15 protein-coding genes are annotated in these 18,531 nt (G+C 35.9%); 11 read left to right on the top strand and 4 right to left on the bottom strand.

Translation table 11 applies throughout. From position 1 onward, the window contains the following. Positions 1-2: 2 nt before the first annotated feature. Positions 3-3,485, bottom strand: coding sequence for a methionine synthase (gene metH, locus FJR03_RS11160; RefSeq protein ID WP_193113578.1), 3,483 nt, complete (start codon positions 3,483-3,485; stop codon positions 3-5). Positions 3,486-3,643: 158 nt separating this feature from the next. On the opposite strand from metH, the gene FJR03_RS11155 reads away from it, so the two are divergent. From FJR03_RS11155 to aroC, 11 genes are all read left to right on the top strand, one after another. Then, positions 3,644-4,702 (top strand): hypothetical protein, encoded by a 1,059-nt coding sequence (locus FJR03_RS11155; RefSeq protein ID WP_193113577.1) that lies wholly within the window; start codon positions 3,644-3,646, stop codon positions 4,700-4,702. Between the two features lie 17 nt (positions 4,703-4,719). After that, the gene (locus FJR03_RS11150) at positions 4,720-5,901 is read left to right on the top strand and encodes a PorV/PorQ family protein (RefSeq protein ID WP_193113576.1); all 1,182 of its coding nucleotides are present in this window, start codon (positions 4,720-4,722) and stop codon (positions 5,899-5,901) included. A gap of 156 nt (positions 5,902-6,057) precedes the next feature. Further along, entirely contained in the window at positions 6,058-6,693 is a 636-nt protein-coding gene (locus FJR03_RS11145) for a recombinase family protein (RefSeq protein ID WP_193113575.1), read from the top strand. A gap of 36 nt (positions 6,694-6,729) precedes the next feature. Beyond that, on the top strand, positions 6,730-8,169 hold the full coding sequence (gene ccoG, locus FJR03_RS11140; RefSeq protein ID WP_193113574.1) for a cytochrome c oxidase accessory protein CcoG: 1,440 nt from the start codon (positions 6,730-6,732) through the stop codon (positions 8,167-8,169). Between the two features lie 58 nt (positions 8,170-8,227). Further along, positions 8,228-11,758, top strand: a complete 3,531-nt coding sequence (locus tag FJR03_RS11135) for a DUF748 domain-containing protein (RefSeq protein WP_193113573.1) — start codon at positions 8,228-8,230, stop codon at positions 11,756-11,758. A 51-nt stretch (positions 11,759-11,809) separates the two neighbouring features. Continuing rightward, positions 11,810-12,877, top strand: a complete 1,068-nt coding sequence (locus tag FJR03_RS11130; RefSeq protein ID WP_193113572.1) for a YeiH family protein — start codon at positions 11,810-11,812, stop codon at positions 12,875-12,877. 76 nt (positions 12,878-12,953) lie between these two features. After that, positions 12,954-13,418: a hypothetical protein gene (locus FJR03_RS11125; RefSeq protein ID WP_193113571.1), complete on the top strand. Its 465-nt coding sequence runs from the start codon at positions 12,954-12,956 to the stop codon at positions 13,416-13,418. A gap of 2 nt (positions 13,419-13,420) precedes the next feature. Further along, positions 13,421-14,467, top strand: coding sequence for a tetratricopeptide repeat protein (locus FJR03_RS11120; protein WP_193113570.1), 1,047 nt, complete (start codon positions 13,421-13,423; stop codon positions 14,465-14,467). After that, complete coding sequence (rnhA, locus tag FJR03_RS11115) at positions 14,442-14,867, top strand: ribonuclease HI (protein ID WP_193113569.1); 426 nt, start codon at positions 14,442-14,444, stop codon at positions 14,865-14,867. Before FJR03_RS11120 ends, rnhA begins: the two co-directional genes overlap by 26 nt. A gap of 10 nt (positions 14,868-14,877) precedes the next feature. After that, positions 14,878-15,558: a ribonuclease III gene (gene rnc / locus FJR03_RS11110; protein WP_193113568.1), complete on the top strand. Its 681-nt coding sequence runs from the start codon at positions 14,878-14,880 to the stop codon at positions 15,556-15,558. Next, positions 15,559-16,632, top strand: coding sequence for a chorismate synthase (gene aroC, locus FJR03_RS11105; RefSeq protein WP_193113567.1), 1,074 nt, complete (start codon positions 15,559-15,561; stop codon positions 16,630-16,632). Positions 16,633-16,644: 12 nt separating this feature from the next. Here the strand turns inward: aroC and FJR03_RS11100 are convergent, their stop codons facing one another. From FJR03_RS11100 to FJR03_RS11090, 3 genes are all read right to left on the bottom strand, one after another. Continuing rightward, on the bottom strand, positions 16,645-17,394 hold the full coding sequence (locus FJR03_RS11100; RefSeq protein ID WP_193113566.1) for a DUF4395 domain-containing protein: 750 nt from the start codon (positions 17,392-17,394) through the stop codon (positions 16,645-16,647). 104 nt (positions 17,395-17,498) lie between these two features. After that, positions 17,499-17,930 (bottom strand): MOSC domain-containing protein, encoded by a 432-nt coding sequence (locus FJR03_RS11095; protein ID WP_193113565.1) that lies wholly within the window; start codon positions 17,928-17,930, stop codon positions 17,499-17,501. Beyond that, positions 17,927-18,454, bottom strand: a complete 528-nt coding sequence (locus tag FJR03_RS11090) for a thioredoxin family protein (protein WP_193113564.1) — start codon at positions 18,452-18,454, stop codon at positions 17,927-17,929. Before FJR03_RS11090 ends, FJR03_RS11095 begins: the two co-directional genes overlap by 4 nt. Positions 18,455-18,531: the final 77 nt, after the last annotated feature.

Below are 18,531 nucleotides of genomic sequence, written 5' to 3'. Positions count from 1 at the left end.
GGCTATATATTGTAATAAGTCGCATTAGGGTGATATACAACTAATGCACTTGTTGATTGTTCAGGGTGGATCTGGAATGTCTCACTGAGCTCTATTCCGAACTCTTCAGGTTTGAGTAGATTAAATAGTGGACGGTTAAGTTCCAGATCAGGACATGCAGGATAGCCGAATGAATAACGTGAGCCTTGATATTTGTTCATTTGAACATCAGCAAGTGTAGCACCTTCATTCTCCGCAATGTTTAGATCGAGTCTAATCTGTTTGTGTGCGATTTCAGCTAATGCTTCTGCAAGCTCAACGCCAAGTCCGTGAACCTGATAATACTCTGTATAATCACCGCGATCGTAGATCTCTTTCTCAATAGCACTTAGTTTTGCTCCTGCACTTACACAAGTCATAGCAATTACATCGTGACGATCTGAATGGAAAAAGTCACTAAGGGCACGGTGTGGTTGTTTACTTTGACGAGGGAAAGTGAGTATCTCTTCAGCACGTCCCATTACATGCTCAAGCGGTTCACGATTGATCTGATCTTCGCTGTTGTATCCTTCTGATTCATCAAAGATAAGCAGAGAGTTGTCATCGCTTCTACATGGCCAGTAACCGTAAAGGATAGTCGGCTCAAACAGTTTCTCATCCAGGAATCTTTGTTTGAGTTTTTCATACGCAGGCCATACAACTTCCTCAAGCTGTTTCTCATACGCCTCTTTGCTCATTCCCTTGGCGTTATAACCCCATCTTTGTTTGAAAAGTATTTTATGGTTGATCCATTCAAAAGCCATCTCAACTTGTTGTTGCGTAAGTTTGATCTCGCGTCTTCCCCAAAACGGTGGTGTCGGTACAGTTACATTTCGATCAGGCATTTTGAGTTCAGCAAATGGAGGAATCACTACCTCTTTTTTCTCTTTGTGTTCTATCTCAGGAGCATCAGGGTGTAAGTTTGTGTCAAAGTTTCCAGCTTCAATACGGCTCATTGCCGTTACACCGTCAAATGCATCTTTACAGTAGAAGATCGGCCCGTCATAGATAGGACGGCAGAAATCATCGATAAAGCTACGAGTCAGTGCTGCTCCACCTAAAAGGATAGGGATCTTAATGCCGCGGCGTTGCAACTCTTCAAGATTCTCTTTCATCACTTGTGTAGATTTTACAAGTAGACCACTCATACCAAGAGCTGAAATATGTCCCGCTTCCATCTCTTTGATAAACTCTTCAAGTTCCACTTTAATACCAAGATTTTTCACTTTATAACCGTTGTTCGAGAGGATGATATCTACAAGGTTTTTACCAACATCGTGAACATCCCCTTTTACCGTTCCGAGTGCTAAAGTTGTATCTACACTCTTTTCAACTTTTGGCAAGTAAGGGTTGAGGTGATCAACAGTCTTTTTCATAGTCTCAGCTGATTGAAGTACAAACGGAAGCTGCATCTGACCCGAACCGAATAGTTCACCGACTACTTTCATAGCATCGATGAGAATCTCATTTACGATCACTTCTGGCTTAATCTTATGGCGAGCCTCTTCCACAAGAGGGATCATACGCTCTTTATCGCCGTCCATTAGAAGTTTTTTGATCTTCTCTTCATCACTCATAGCAAGATATTCTGCATCTTCAGCTTCAGAATCAACCGCTTCTTTAGTACTAAAGTGTTCTATGAACTTAAAGAGCGGTTCCTCTCCGCGGTTAAAGATAAGGTTGTCACAAATTTCTTGATCTTCAGCAGAGATTTTGTTGATCGGGATAATGTGTTTTACATTAATAATTACCGATGTAAGTCCCGCTTCTATACAGTGGTGTAAAAACATCGAGTTGAGATATGGTCTCGCATCTTTATCTAGTCCGAACGAGATGTTTGAAAGCCCGAGTGTTGTTCCAACTTCAGGGTGACGTTTTTGAAATTCTCGAATAGCTTCGATCGTATTAATACCTGCATCAACGTATTCCTCATCACCACTACCAAGTGTAAATGTAAGAAGGTCAAATACCAGATCTTCAGGATTGATGCCATGCTTCTGAGTTGCTAGTTGATAGATACGCTCAGCAACTTCAAGTTTACGCTCAGTAGTTTTTGCCATACCAACTTCATCAATTACAAGACATACTAATGACGCTCCAAATTTTTTCGCCAAAGAACATACAGCATCAAACTTCTCGATCCCATCTTCAAGGTTTACAGAGTTGATGATAGGTTTTCCACCAATGTTTTTTAGTGCAATCTCTAATGCAGGTAATTGTGTTGAATCGGGCATTAGTGGGATAGAGATCTTTTGTGAATAAAGACCCATAACTTCGTTCATATCTTTTGTTTCATCACGTCCGGCAAAACCGACTGAAACATCAAGTAGATGAGCTCCGGCACGAACCTGTTGTTGACCAACACTTAGTGTTCCCTCATAATCCTCATCTAAAAGAAGTTCACGGAACGCTTTTGAACCTGTAGCATTACTACGCTCACCGATAAGCAGCGGAGCTGGGTCTTGTTTGATAGCAACCGTGTTAAACAGAGATGCCAAAGATGTCGGTTGTTTTCCTGTTGGAGCTTTTGGTTGTATCTCACTTACACGATCTACAAGTGCACGGATATGCTGTGGAGTAGTACCACAACATCCACCTAAAAAGCTTACACCGTCATACTGTAAAAAGTTTTCCTGTTTATCTGCAAATTCGTCAGGTCCCATTGGGTAGTATGTGTAGCCTCCACGGTTTTGCGGTAGACCTGCATTAGCGTGCACACTAATAGGTTTACCCCAAAGTTCACTTAAAGTTTTTACATGCTTTTCAACCTGATCAGGCCCAGTTCCACAGTTAAAACCGAGTGAGATGATATCAAAAGGCTCTAAGATGGCTGCAATTGTACTTGCATCAGTACCTATAAGCATAGTACCGCTAAGCTCGATCGTAACTGAGACCATAATAGGGACCTCTACGTCACGTTGTCTGCACGCCTCTTGACAGGCGTGAAGTGCCGCTTTGATCTGAAGAGGATCTTGAGCAGTTTCTAGTAAAAAGATATCTGCTCCACCATCGATAAGTCCTAAACAAAATTCAGTATAACCTGCATACATCTCATCATAAGTGATATGCCCGAGTGATGGTAGTTTTGTTCCCGGACCAATTGAACCTAAACAAAATCTCGGTTGTTCAGGTGTCGAGAACTCTTCACATTTTGCTTTTACAAGTGCAGCTCCTGCCTTTGTGAGCTCATAAGCACGATCGGAGATACCGTATTCATCTAAAACCCATGCGAAAGAGCCAAAAGTGTTCGTAGTAATTAGGTCAGCTCCGGCTGTAAGGTAAGCGTTAAAAATATCGTTCATCACTTCAGGTGCAGTAACGTTTAAAAGTTCGTTACACCCTTCATTGCCTTCCCAAGCCTCTTGTGGGATTTGCTCGTCACGTTGTTGGAGTTGTGTACCCATTGCCCCGTCAATAATTAATGGGCGTTTTTTGATTGTTTCTAAGATGTATTGTTTTGTTGTCATATCTGCTGTATCTTCTATGAAATATTTTTTCTTATTCTATCTAAAAGGAACATAAAGATCTCTTTGCCAACTTATTGTCTGATATTTTTAAGAAATAGCTTGTAATCAAAATGTATTCAAAAATGATATAATCTGCGAAAATTTTTATAGGAGATTCTATGTATAAACAGATTATTTCTGCGTCAGTACTAACAGCTTCTTTACTATTTTCCGGTTGTGGAAATGATGAAACAAGTTGTCGTATAGATGTACAACAGGCTATTGACGAGGGTGATTTTACTACAGCTATAACTAAATTAGAGGGGGAGTGCTCGACTACTTTTAGTGATAGTGACAAATATTTTTATTTAGCATCTGCATATATGGGGCAATCAGGATTTGGTGTAAGTGATGCTGTGAGTATGGTTGTTACAGCAAGTGATAGTACAGGGGATACATTTTCAGCTTTTATGCAAAGTGTTAATGACAATAAAAGTGTAAATGCTTTACCGTTATTAGATAAATCTGCAGGCTATTTTCTTATGTCAATCGATCCAAACGCAACTATAGCAGATTGTACGAATGTTGTTCTAGATAGAACACAACGTGAAGAGAATGCATGTCTATATGTTGGTTTCAATCAAGCGATCACTACTGCTACAAGTGTGACATACTTGACAACTGATGTAGATAGCCTTGTAGCATCTATAGATGGTACTGGTACAACACCGGATGATATGAAGGCAAGTTTAGATGCTATTGCTTGGGCTACAAGTAGTGTACTTCCAAATGGTTCAACTATTACTCCAAGTGATGTAAATATCAGCGGTACAGTTTATAAACATTTAGAGGTTCTTCAAAACGGTAAAACTTTCTATCGTTTAGCAAGCAGTATATCTCCCGATGCTACAAACGGTTCTACAGTTGTAACTAGCGGGTATTGCGATGTAAACGGAAGTACAACTCCATGTGAGGGTATTGAAGATGTAGATGGTTCTATTTATGATGCAAATCTATCTTTAGCTTGTTATGCATGTCCGGTTGATTTTGGTGACGGTGATACAAAAGATATGACACAACTGTTAGTAGATGCACTAAACGGTGGTACAGATGCAATTTCAAGTGTAATAGATGATGCAGATATCCAACAAAGTATCGATGAATTTAAAACAGATATGAATGTTAGTGCAGATGCAAATGTAACAATTCAAGATATTTTAGACTACCTAAACCAGTAAATTTTGGAGAATAGAGAATGAAAAAAATAATATCACTAGCTTTACTAACAGCTGCAACAGGTGTATATGCAGATATCTCAACACAAGAGTTTTTATATAAAGACCCAAGAATTGTAGGTGCAGGTTCTGCAAATACTGCAGTGGGTGGGTACTCTACGGCAGTTTTTTACAATCCGGCAGGTTTAATCAACATCAAAAAAAGTCACGGTGTTGAGGTAGAACTTTTAGGTCTAACGGCTTCTGCTTCAAGCGGTATAAAAGATTTTATAGATGATCTCGATGAAGCGAATACAGATCAAGAGGTACTCGATGTAGCAAAGAAGTACTCTGGAGATGCATTTCATGCCAACGTATCTAACTACAGTTCTGTTTCATACCATACAGAAGATGATTTAGCATTTAGTATAGGGCTTTTAGGTGCAGCTGATCTTAATCTAATTCCACATGCAAACAGTGGAGCAAACGGTGTTTTAGAGACACACTCAAGAGCATACGGCGGTGTTGTTTTAGGTGCGGCACAAAAGTTTGATGATGTTTTGCCTGGGAATCTTACTATAGGTGTAGGTGTTAAGTATATTACACAATACTCTTATGAAGCAGGATTAGATGCGGGTGAGATCTCATCACATAATGATGACCTTGAAACATATATACGAGATACTTATGAAGAGGAAAACTCAGGATTTGGTGTAGATATAGGTTTGTTATATGCTCCAAAAATAAGTGACGCTATTGACAGTTTAAATACTAGCATTGGTTTTAGTGTTATGAATATCGGTAACTTGGATTTTGATGCTTATGGTGCACAACCGATGACGTGTAATGCAGGTCTTGCAATTGCACCAGAAGTTCCATTTACTGATATGTTTAAACTTTCAGTTGACTATGTTGATATTTTCAATGCGCAACAAGCACGTGCAATTGATACTGTAGGCGGTGTTACAACATATAAAAATATCGATGCAAATTATGAATTGATGCAACATTTAAGAGCTGGTGCAACTATTGGACTTATCGATAACTCTTGGTTTATGATGACATTAAACGGAGGGCTTTATCAAGGTGCATACACGGCAGGTATAGATATGCAACTAGCAGTATTAAAACTGCAAGCAGCAACATACCAAGAGCAACTTGGTGCTACAATCGGTCAGTTAGAAGATCGCAGATACGTAGTAGGTCTTGGTATCGGTTGGTAATTAAGAGGGATTTCCCCTCTTAAACCCCTATTTTTCCCCTTCTCATCATCCTAAAAAAATAAAAATGACGAAAAAACATATATAATTATTGACTTTTTGCATCAGAAGCTGATATAATGACGATGAAAATCAAATTTATGTGGAGTTAATTCGCTAATGATACTTGCTTATATTAGACCGGAGAAAAACTTTGATGCTGTTCATGAGCAGTTGCAGCTTATAAATTCGTATGCTTTAACTAATGGTTTAGTTATTGACGATGAATTTATAGATTACACTTCTCAAAACAAGCGTTTGGATGAACGTCAAGAAGTGACACACTATTTCCAGTCCCAATCTGGCTCTACTTTACTTGTTAGTGATATTTGGGTTTTAACAACAAATATGGAAGATCTTATTCAGATGTTTTCATGTTTATTGCGTAACGACTTTAATGTTCACTTTATCAAGCAAAATGTTATAATGTCCAAAGAGAGTAGTGCGATGTTGGTACTTGGTCTTATGGATCACCTAAGACAAAAGCTTAAAGAGGAGTCAAAGCGTTCTATCGGTAGACCTAAAGGGAGTAAATCTAGTTCGAAGTTTGATGTTTACATAAATGAGATTGTTAAATATATACAAGATGGTAAAAGTGTAAGTGAAATAGCACGATTACTAGGGGTTAGCAGAAGCTCATTGAAAGATTACGTCGAATCACGTGAACTTAAACAAGTAGCTTTTGGTTCATTACTACCAAAAGCCCCGGAAAATGCAGAAGAACAAATTATAAATACAATCGTATGCCCAGAATAGCTGAGATTATACGAGATTAAATTTTAGGAGAATTGTATGAGTCAAGAAACAGAAAAAAAGGACTTTAAGATACCTTCACCATGGAGATATAAGCGTTATTACGTATTTCTTTTAGCAACAATAGTATCTTTAGTGATCCCTTGGATATCGGTAGATGGAAACCACTTATTTTTATTAAGCTTCGATAAGATGAAGTTACACCTTGCATTTATTCAGTTTGATATGCAAGAACTTTATTTAATGCCATTTTTACTAATGTTACTGTTTATCAGTATCTTTGGTATGACGGTTGTAGGTGGTCGTGTGTTTTGTGGATGGTTATGTCCGCAGACTATCTTTAGAGTTGTGTATCGTGACTTAATTGAGACAAAACTTTTAGGGCTTAGAAAACGTATTGCAAATAAACAGCAAGAGCCTGATATGTCTAAACCTGAGAATAAAGTGAAGAAGGTTATAGCTATTCTAATCTGGTCTGTTTTAGCACTTATTGCAGGTGCAGACTTTATGTGGTACTTTGTTCCGCCGGAAGATTTCTTTAACTATTTAAACAACCCTGCTGAACATGGTGTAATGATCGGTTTTGTCATCGGTGTAGCACTGTTCTTAATTTACGATATCGTATTTATGAAAGAGAACTTCTGTGTATATGTTTGTCCTTATTCTCGTGTACAATCAGTTTTATATGATGAGCATACGGTTATGGCACTTTATGATGAACACCGTGGTGGTCATATTTATGACGAAGAGGGAAATAAAGGTTTTACAAAACAAAAAGAGCTTCAAAAAGTTGAAGAGCATGCTGAGTGTACAACTTGTGAGAAGTGTGTAACTGTTTGTCCTACACATATCGATATCCGTAAAGGTCTGCAGTTAGAGTGTATCAACTGTCTAGAATGTGTAGATGCTTGTACGACTGTTATGGGTAAACTTGGTAAGCCGTCTCTTGTAACTTGGTCAAGTGATTATGAGATCGTAGATCGTAAAGGGAAAACTCAGTTCTTCCGTCCTAAAGTTTTAGCATACGGTGCGATCTTAATCGTTATTACTATTATTTTAGGTTTAATGAGTACTACAAAAGAGCATATGCTTTTAAATATCAATAAAGAGACTCAAGCATATAGTATTGCTAAAAAGCAGGATAAATATACTGTAGAAAACTCATATACATTCTTGGTACAAAATACTCAAAGAGAGAAAATGAAGTACTATTTTGATGTAGTGATGCCTGAGGGTTATAATGGTAAAATTGAGGTTGTAAGACCGTTAAAACCGTTTAATGTAACTCCGGATAAAATTAAGAAAAAAATCGTAATACTAAGAGCTGTAGGTGATCTTGGAAAAAGTGATGTTCAAGATACGATCATCCCTATTAAGATTCATGCTTATGCATTAGATAAAGATGGAAAACCAAGTCAAAAAATTTCTGTTTTCAGAAATTCAACTTTTATCTATCCTAGTAAAAACCAGTTAAAGTAATTCACTTTTAACATCAAATAAGCTATACTCCACATATATACGGTATGTGGAGTATACGATGAAAACAATCAAAAAATATCTTCTTTATAGTGCCCTTGTTTACGCTGTTATAGGCTTTTTAATCCTTCCGTTTGTTGTCAAATCCCAACTCCCAAAATTAATTGAACAAAATACACATACAAAAGCTTCTATAGACTTTGTCTACATTAATCCTTTTTTATTTAAGGCAAAAATTAACGGTCTTAAACTTTACGATCTAAAAGAGAAACCTCTTTTGACTATAGATTCACTCTTTGTCGATATTGATCTGTATTCTTTAATTTACGGTGCTTTTAATATTGCAAAATTAGAGATCAGCGAACCAAATATTTATATTGTAAACAATGCAGATAAAACGATTAATCTATTAAATATTATCAAGAGTACACAAAACGAGCCGACACAAGAGGTAAAAGAGGATACTAATAGCACTGCTCCTAGGATCATAATCAAAGAGCTTGATATAGATGATGCACAAATTCATTATGCTGATTTTACACGAAGTGAGCCTTTTTATTTCACGTTTGATCGAATAGACCTAGGTTTGAAAAATATAGATACGAATGACTTTCATAGCAGTAACGGTCTCTTTGCTTTTTATTCAAATTTGGGTGATGGTGCATTTTTAAGAATCAATACCAAAATTGACGGCTTCAAACCGTTAGCATTACACGGGCATATAGATTTCAAAGCGAACCAGCTCTATACGGAGTGGACTTATGTAAAAGATATGTTGAATTTTGAGGTGGCTGACGGAAAAGCATCATTCAATGCCGATTTTAGCGTTAACTTAGATAAATTAGATGAGACAAAAGTTGAGAATGTAAATCTTGCAATTAATAAGTTAAGAATAAAACCAAAAGATAAGTCAGAAGATATTATTAACCTGCAAAATTTTCAAGTGAGTAATGTTGATCTTTTACCGATGAAGCAACAGCTTCATATTGGAGGGGTCTCACTAAACTCTTTACATCTTAATGTAAATAGATTTAAAAACGGTGAGATAGATCTGCAAAAATATTTTGTTATTGAGTCGACAAATGAGCAAAACCAAACAAAAACTGAGTCAGAGCCATGGAGTGTAGTTGTCGATAATGTAGATTTAAAGAAAATCTCTACAACATTTAGAGATTATACTGTCGAGAAGAGTGTTACAAGTAAGGTAAGAGACCTAAATCTGAGTGCTAAAGATATTCACCTGAACTCTTCAAAGCCGTTTCCTTATCAATTTTCTACTTTAATAAACGAGAAAAGTTCATGTAATATCGGCGGTAAAATTATTCAACAACCACTTGATATCTCTTCACATATAGTGTGTAAAGATTTTGATGTTACCCATTACAACCCTTATATCGATCAAGCTGCACGTAGCTCATTGAAGCGATACAATATTGTACTCGATTCACTCCTTACAAGTTTGGATCTAAATCTTTTTGTTTACGATCAAAACGGAACTTTCAATCTGAAACTGGATGATTCCAAAGTTGCATTCAATGATTTTAAATTGAAAAAAAGAACTACTAAAGAGAGTCTATTAAAGTTTAATATTTTTACTTTTGAAGGAGTTGATTTTGATTTAGTAAAAGAGGATGTGGCAATTGGCAAAATCAACTTAGAGGGATTCAACCCTTATCTAAGAAGATATAAAAACGGAAAACTTAACATTGAAAACATTGTTGTCCCAAAACCTGCTCCAAAAACCGCAAAAAAAGAGAGTGGCAAAAGCAATTTTCATCTTAATGTTAAAGAGTTTAAAGTTGCTGATGGAAGAGTTGACTTTTATGACAGAATGTTGGAGCAAAGATCAAAACAAACTATCTCAAACATTAATATTTCCGTTTTTAATATTGACAGTAATAAAAACAGCTGGTTAAGATATAAAACCTCTATGAGAGTAAATAGAGGAGGGAGGGTATATGCAGATGGAAAACTGCGCCACACTCCTTTAAAACAATCTGGAAAATTTAATATTAGAAATATTTCGATCGCAGATATAAATCCTTATCTCAATGAATCTGCATATGTGAAAATTGAAGACGGAAAATTGGCGTTAAGCGGAAAAACAAGCTATGCAAAATCGAAAAAGAATCCTGACCTTAGTGTGAAAGGAAAACTGGCTGTTAGTTCCCTGTTTATTAATAATACATTAGATAATAATTTACTTTTTTCACTCAATAAACTTGATGTGAAAGATTTTACTTATGAACTCTCTCCTGACAGACTCTATGTGGATGAAGTTGATGTTAACTCTTTTTATGTGGATGCTTTTGTAGATGAAAATAAAACACTCAACTTTGCAAAACTAAGTAAAAAGGAAGATACAAACGAAACTAAAGAGACGAAAAAAGGTGAACCTTTAGATATAAAAATTGTTAAGGTGAACGTATCAAACGGAAGTGCTAAATTTGCAGATTTTTCTATACCTATCAAATTTCAAACAGATATTCATGATCTAAACGGCGTGATCTATGTACTCTCTTCTAAACCGGGGGAAACAAGTTATATAAATTTACTCGGCGAAGTAGATAAATACGGTTCTACTACACTTATCGGAAGTATAGATACGGCAACTCCAAAACTCTATACAGACCTTGATTTTAACTTTAAAAATTTAGAGTTGAACTCCTTAAGCGGTTACAGTGCGACATTTGCAGGATATAAGATCGATTCGGGGAAACTCTATCTTGATCTGGGGTATAAGATCCTGAACTCTGAACTTCAAGGGAAAAATAATTTAGTGATTAACAAGATTATACTCGGTGATGAGATCGAGGATGAAAACGTGACACATCTACCGCTTGGTTTTGTGATCGGGCTACTTGAGGATAACGAGGGGATAATTGATCTCAATTTACCAGTAGAGGGTAATGTTGACGCACCTGACTTTAAATATGGTACAGTTATCTGGAAAGCATTTACAAACCTTGTAACAAAGGCGGTGACGGCACCGTTTGCACTCCTTGGTTCTATGATGGGAATTGAAGGTGAAGAGTTGTCGTATATAGAGTTTGAAAATGGAAAAACAGTGATTACTCCTTCTCAAAGAGAGAAGCTGGACAATATCGTAAAAATGATGGAAAAACGTCCTAAAATTAACTTAGGGATCTCTGCAACTTACGATAAAGAAGCGGATCTCTTTGCGTTAAAAAGAGAAAAATTAATAGCGATCGTAGTTGAAGAAAGCGGTATAAAAAACATTAATGAAAGAGAAAATGCTTTAACAATTGATCTTTTAGAGGATATTTATGCAGATCTCCGTGATGATGACGGAGATGAAAAGCTGATGGAAAAACTTGAAAAAGAGTATAAGGGTGAAGAGCTCGAGAGAGTATATCAAAAAGAGTTGTTGGCATTGGATATTGAGATTCAGGAAGTGACTCAGGCAGAACTTGAAACACTTGCAAAAAATAGACAGCTTGTAATTGAAAACTATTTAATTAAAGAGAAACTTTTAAGCCCCCAAAGAGTGACAAATTTAGAGTTAAAACCGTTAGAAGATAGTGAAAACGGTGTTGTAAAAAATGCTTTAGAAATAAAAGTAAATGATTAGTATTAGTTGTTTTTGTTATAATTGCGCCTTAAAATAAAATAAGGGTAAATTATGGCTTTTTCAAAAGAAAATAGAAAAGGTACAATCTCTGGAATTATATTTGTTGCTATCTTCGCAGCGGCAGCAACTATGATTGCAGACATTGCTGCTGTAAAAGCTTTAGGTATATCTCCACTGGTAATCGGTATCGTTTTAGGTATATTCTATGCAAACACTTTACACAATCATGTTCCAAGTGCTTGGGGAACTGGTATAACATTCTCTGGGAAAAAAATTCTTCGTTTTGCGATCGTATTTTACGGTTTTAGAATTACATTCCAGGAGATTATGGATGTAGGTATGAGTGGTTTTATGGTATCACTAATCATGCTTGCAACGACTTTTATTCTTGGTTCGTACCTTGGATATAAAATCTTTAAAATGGATAAAGAAACATCAATGCTTACAGCTTCTGGTGCTTCTGTTTGTGGTGCTGCGGCAGTTCTTGCTACAGAGCCTGTACTTAAAGCTGAAGGACATAAAACGGCAGTTGCGGTTTCTATGGTTGTACTTTTCGGTACTATCTCAATGTTTTTGTATCCGGTATTATACGCGGCAGTTATTGAACCGGCAACTGGCTTTTTACATATGACTCCTCAAGAGTTCGGTATCTATGTTGGTGGTACTATCCATGAAGTTGCACAAGTTGTTGCGGTGCCTGCTTCTATCCAAGGAACTCCAACTGATATGGCAAACTCAGCGGTAATTGTAAAAATGACTCGTGTTATTATGATCGCACCAATGCTTATTCTTTTAGGAATCTACCTTTCAATGGAAGCAAAAAAATCTGGTTCTGCTGCAGGTGGTGTAAAACTTGTTATACCTTGGTTTGCTGTTTACTTTATCGGTATGGCAGGGTTTAACTCACTTCAGTTAGTACCGGCTGATGTTGTTAGTGTTATTAACGAGATCGATACATTCTTACTTACTATGGCAATGACTGCTTTAGGTATGGGGACAATTTTCTCTAAATTTAAAGGTTTAGGTTTAGCACCACTTTATACAGCGGGTGCAATGTTCCTATGGTTGGTAATCGGTGGTTTCATCGTTACTAAACTTGTAGTAGCAACATTTTCATAATAGTGAAAATCCCTTTTAATAAATCTATTTGATAAAAGAGTATATAATCTAATAAATAGATTTTAAAAGGGAATATATGTCAGCTTTACCAGATACGCTTAACTCTTTTTGGCTTTGGCGCGAAGTTTACGGTAAGCTCGGCATCTCTAATCCGGCATATAAGTACTGGAAAAATTCTGCAACTTTAAAACTTAACAATAAATATGTTTTTATTCAAAAAAATACACTTCCCGAAAAACATCAACATGTAGAAGAGATATTAACAGACCTTTCAGGGTACCTTCCTATTAAGTATGCATCAGATCAACTTCATGTAAATGAACACTTGTTCTTAACCGATAAAATGAAGCTTCATAAGGAATTTGAGTATAAATTTGTTGAAGATGTAAAGTTTGTAAATATCAAGAAATTTTTTAAAGAAAACGGTATTTTTGTTCCCAAAAATGCTCTTATTCAACTTGGACGTACAAAAGATCTGGAGATTACTCCCGAGTGTACTTTTTATAACCTCAAAAATGATTATGGGATTGTGGTGTATTAAGAATGGGTAGTTTTTTTATAGAGTTTCGTGATCCGCTTTTCTCTATTATTATTTTCTTTTCCATTGTTTTTGTTATCACGTTTATCTCTTACTGGTGGGGAAGATATAAACGAAAAGAGGATAACAAAGATATAGACCGCTTTTTAAAACAGTTTAAAACACTCCCTTCAAAAAATGAACTCAAAGTGTTGATCTCAAGCGGTGAGCTTTCTGAGAAATCGTGGCTTTTACTCGCAAACTCTTTTTATAAAAACGGTGATTATGAAAAAGCTATAGAGATCTATAATGAAATCCTGGAAGTAAATAAGGGTGCAAATACTAAAGAAACAATGTTTTTACTTGGTAAAACATATTTCAGGGCCGGTTTTCTAGAGCGTTCAAAACAGATCTTTTTAGAGATTTTAAAAAAATATCCCCGCACCCCCGAAGCGTTAAAGTATCTTTTACTTGTTTATGAACATATGAGAGATTATAAGTCGGCTATGGATGTGTTAGAACCATTAGATGAGTTAGAGGAGGATATCTCTTTAGATAGTGAATATCTCAATGCTCTTATGATTTTAAACAATGCAAAGATGGATGGTGAAACTAAAGCGCAAAAACTGCTAGAGATTTATAATCAAAATCACAATTTAATTTATATGATTTTTGAGTATCTGTTTCGTGTAAATCCTCAACTGGCTTGGGAAAATTTAGATCATTCAAAAGTTGATGTTTTAGTACCGGTATTATGGAATTTACGTAGTAAAGACCTTAATTTAGATATAATTTCAAAAAGTGGTTATTTAAGAGAACTTTATAGTGCACGGGGTGATATAAGTTTAGCAAAATCAAGTTCTATATTTGAATTTGATATACTTATTAAACTTGAAAAAAAAGCGAATGCAACACTTGGATTTGAATATGTCTGTTCAAGTTGTAAGGGGACGTATCCTTTTGCTTTTAATCGTTGCAGTGCTTGCCATGCAATAGATAGTGCAACTATAGAGATCTCGCTTAGCCGTGATTATATGAGGGAGTTTGGTGAAGAAAGTAACTCTTTTCAGTGATGGAAGTGCTTTAGGTAATCCTGGACCTGGTGGTTTTGGAGCAATTCTTCGTTATGGTGATAAAGAAAAAGAGATCGTAGGAAGCGAAGAACATACTACTAACAATAGAATGGAACTTCGAGGTGTTATAGAAGGCTTAAAAGCTCTAAAACAACCTTGTGATGTTGAAATCGTGAGTGATTCATCCTATGTGGTTAAAGGGATCAATGAATGGTTAGACAACTGGGTTAAACGGAACTTTAAAAAGGTAAAAAACCCTGATTTGTGGCAAGAGTATATTGAGGTTTCAAAGCCACATAAGATTAATGCTCATTGGGTTCGGGGACATGATGGGCATATAGAAAACGAGAGATGTGACAAACTAGCTCGTGATGCTGCCGAAGCAGTGAAAAATTTATAATGAGGATATTATGCACAAGAAAATAGATACGTTAGAGAAAAAGTTAGGGTATGAGTTTAAAGATAAAAATCTCATTATCGAAGCGCTGACACATAAAAGCTATAAACAGCCCTACGATAATGAGCGTTTAGAGTTTCTGGGTGATGCTGTACTTGATCTTGTGGTAGGGGAGTATCTTTTTAGAAAGTTTAGAAATTCTGATGAGGGAAAACTCTCAAAGATTCGTGCTTCACTTGTAAATGAAACAGGTTTTGATAAATTAGCCCGTGCTTTAAGACTGGGTGACTACATTCTTTTATCGAATGCAGAAGACAATAACGGCGGAAGAGAAAAGTCATCGCTTTTATCAAATGCTTTTGAAGCGATAATGGGTGCGATTTATCTTGAAGCAGGATTAGAAAAAGTGCAGGAGATCTCTATAAAATTGATTGAAGAGAATCATGAAGAGATCTCTTTAGATTCTCTTTTTAGAGATTTTAAAACAACTCTGCAAGAACTTACTCAAGCACGTTTTGGAATAACACCTGAGTATAAAGTACTAGCTTCTCGCGGACCTGATCATAAAAAAGAGTTTGAAGTTGGTGTATACATTGAAGATAAAGAGTATGCAAGAGCTATCGGAAAAAGCAAAAAGATAGCTCAGCAGGAAGCGGCAAAGCTGGCAGTAGAGATGTTAAAGAAGGAAAAATAATTGAATAGTTTTGGTCAAAAATTAAGATTTTCAACATTTGGTGAATCCCACGGGACGGCACTTGGATGTGTGCTTGATGGTGTACCTGCAGGTTTAGAGATCGATGAAGCATTTATACAAAATGAACTCGACCGCAGAAAGCCGGGAAAAAGTGAATTTGAAACGGCAAGAAAAGAGGCTGATAAGGTAGAGATACTCAGCGGTGTATTTGAAGGAAAAAGTACAGGTACGCCTATTGCAATGGTGATTTATAATACAAACCAAAAGTCAAAAGACTATTCAAATATTAAAGATGTGTTTCGCCCTGGACATGCAGATTTTACATACTTTCATAAATATGGACTAAGAGATTACCGCGGCGGCGGAAGAAGTTCTGCAAGAGAAACAGCTGCTCGTGTAGCTGCAGGTGCAATTGCAAAACTGATGCTTAAAGAGCTTGATGTTGAAGTGTTAAGTGGTATTAGTGAAGTTGCAGGGATAAAAGCTGAGAAATTTAATTATGCAGGTGTAAAGGATAGTATTATTTATGCACTTGATTCTGATGTAGAACAGGCACAAAAAGATGCAATTTTAGAAGCTAAGAAGAGACATGATTCTGTTGGCGGTGTTAGCCGTGTTGTTGTTAAAAATGCACCTATTGGATTAGGACAACCACTTTATTATAAATTAGATGGTGTTTTAGCTGATGCTATGATGGGTATAAACGCCGTAAAAGCTGTTGAGATAGGTGATGGGTGTTTGAGTGCTAAAACGCTAGGCTCGCAAAACAATGACCAAATACGTGCTAATGGATTTGAGTCAAATCACTCAGGTGGAATTCTTGGCGGGATCAGTAACGGTGATGATATTGTACTTAACGTGTACTTTAAACCAACACCGTCTATCTTTCAAGAACAACATACTATCACTACGACTAATGAGGAGGTAGACTTCTCTTTAAAAGGGCGTCATGATCCTTGTGTAGCTATTCGTGGAACTATTGTTTGTGAGGCTATGGCTGCTCTTGTAATTGCAGATATGGTACTTTTAAATATGGGTTCAAAGATGGACGGAGTTGTAAAGTATTATAAATAGGGATAAGAGGAATTATTCCTCTTCATCCTCATCATCTCCAAATTCCGCTGCCATCTCAGCTTCATAAGCTGCATCTTTTTGTGCTTGGAGCTGTGCATCTGTCAGTACTGCTTCATGGAGAAACTCTCCGAAGAATGTTTTAGGTTCAGTATATGCAAGGAAAAGATATATTCCTACCGTTAAACCAATAGCAGTCGCAGCTGCCACAATCTTTTGCATAAGATTAAACGTTTGTATAGGCTCTTTTTTACGAACCTCACATACTCCTCCTGGGCAATAGTGAGGATCCTCTTTTTTGATATATTTGTATAACATACATCCTAAACATATTGAAAAAGCACTTTCAAAAAACATTAAAGTTGCACATAGTACACAAATTAAAACTTTGTAAAAAGTAATATCCCAATTAAGCACAAACCAATAGATCATAGGAAATGAGATTAACCAGCCAATTGCCCATGCAAAACGCTTTTGTGCTGCACCTACATACTCTGGCTTTTGATTTTGTACAAAAAACCTTGCAAGTAGTAAAGATGGTGCATAATTCGGTTTTGTAATTCTAAGTAGAAATTCAAACCATAAAAATGCAATATATACTCTCGCTACAATGATGTGATTAAATCCTATACCGATAAAGATAACCATGATTCCCAGGGTACCAAGTATACCTGCTGCAGCTCTTGCTTCTCTTTCGTTAATAACTCTTACATCATATCCGGGAACTTCTTCCCCATACTTATTTAAAAAATTTGATAAGTTCAAAAATCTCCTTTTATTATTTCAATATGCAGTTTACAATGATTTCAATTGTGTTATTTTGAAGAAATGTAACATTTTTTTGATATAAATAAAATTAATTAATAGAGTTAGATTTCTACAGTATCACCAATCTTGATTGAGGATTTTCCGCTTATTACTTTTGCAAAGATACCACGATCATTTTTTAATATTTTTGGTAGTTTTGAACTTACTGTAGATAACCCTTTACATAAGGTACAGTTTTGTGTAATTTCTAAAATGGTATCACCTATTTTTAAAGTTTGACCGGGAACTAATGCATAAGGGTTTGTATCAATAAGGATATTTTCACCTAAAAGCCCATATTCTATCTCTACACCGTTCTCTTTAGCTAAGTTATAGCTGTCTATAGATGTAATTAGAATAGCTCGCATTAAATCTTTTTTATAAAATTTATCCTCTACTACACCATCATTATCAACTGTAATAGTTTCAGGAGTTAATCTTGTCTTTTGCTCATCATCAGATGTAACAAATAGTTTTAAAACTTTTCCACTCATAGTTTTTGTCTCTTATCTATTTGTTCACCGTTATTCTCTTCAACAAAACCAATTTTCTTTTTATACTCATCTATGCTCATTGTTTTAAATGCGCCTGTTTTCATATACTTTAATATTATAAGAAAATCTTTCTCTTCGATATAACCGATACTACCGTGATCAAGCTCACCTGAATTACTGAAAAACAATACAGAAGGGTAGAAGTTATAACCGATGTTTTCAGCAAATGCTTTTGCTGTTGTTTGTTCATGATCATATATAACAATATCTTCTTTATGTGAAACGTTAATTATAATAAAAGTGAAATTATCTTTGATATACTGATCTACATCATCATCATCAAGAGTAAACTCCTCAAGTCTTTCACAGTATGGACAACCTGTTTTATGAAGATATACAAGAGGGTTTTTCCCACTTTTTTTAGATGCAAGAACAGCTTTATCAATATCAATTATTTCTGCTGAGAGTTGAGTTACTGACAATATAAAAATATATAAAATACTTAGTAATGATTTTTTTAACATAAAATTAAACCTTGTGGAATTTGGAAGCTTTATTAGGGAAGAGAGTAGGTTTCCCCAAGAGGGGGAATTTTAGGATA

The organism is Sulfurimonas marina, assembly GCF_014905095.1.
Lineage (GTDB): Bacteria > Campylobacterota > Campylobacteria > Campylobacterales > Sulfurimonadaceae > Sulfurimonas > Sulfurimonas marina.
Note: the sequence above shows the minus strand (reverse complement) of the source record. Positions and strands in the feature narration are given on the sequence as shown.

What these genes read in the sequence shown, in the direction of transcription:
- metH (WP_193113578.1), bottom strand. Translation starts at nt 3,485, where the DNA reads ATGACAACAAAACAATACATCTTAGAAACAATCAAAAAACGCCCATTA.
- FJR03_RS11155 (WP_193113577.1), top strand. Translation starts at nt 3,644, where the DNA reads ATGTATAAACAGATTATTTCTGCGTCAGTACTAACAGCTTCTTTACTA.
- FJR03_RS11150 (WP_193113576.1), top strand. Translation starts at nt 4,720, where the DNA reads ATGAAAAAAATAATATCACTAGCTTTACTAACAGCTGCAACAGGTGTA.
- FJR03_RS11145 (WP_193113575.1), top strand. Translation starts at nt 6,058, where the DNA reads ATGATACTTGCTTATATTAGACCGGAGAAAAACTTTGATGCTGTTCAT.
- ccoG (WP_193113574.1), top strand. Translation starts at nt 6,730, where the DNA reads ATGAGTCAAGAAACAGAAAAAAAGGACTTTAAGATACCTTCACCATGG.
- FJR03_RS11135 (WP_193113573.1), top strand. Translation starts at nt 8,228, where the DNA reads ATGAAAACAATCAAAAAATATCTTCTTTATAGTGCCCTTGTTTACGCT.
- FJR03_RS11130 (WP_193113572.1), top strand. Translation starts at nt 11,810, where the DNA reads ATGGCTTTTTCAAAAGAAAATAGAAAAGGTACAATCTCTGGAATTATA.
- FJR03_RS11125 (WP_193113571.1), top strand. Translation starts at nt 12,954, where the DNA reads ATGTCAGCTTTACCAGATACGCTTAACTCTTTTTGGCTTTGGCGCGAA.
- FJR03_RS11120 (WP_193113570.1), top strand. Translation starts at nt 13,421, where the DNA reads ATGGGTAGTTTTTTTATAGAGTTTCGTGATCCGCTTTTCTCTATTATT.
- rnc (WP_193113568.1), top strand. Translation starts at nt 14,878, where the DNA reads ATGCACAAGAAAATAGATACGTTAGAGAAAAAGTTAGGGTATGAGTTT.
- FJR03_RS11095 (WP_193113565.1), bottom strand. Translation starts at nt 17,930, where the DNA reads ATGAGTGGAAAAGTTTTAAAACTATTTGTTACATCTGATGATGAGCAA.
- FJR03_RS11090 (WP_193113564.1), bottom strand. Translation starts at nt 18,454, where the DNA reads ATGTTAAAAAAATCATTACTAAGTATTTTATATATTTTTATATTGTCA.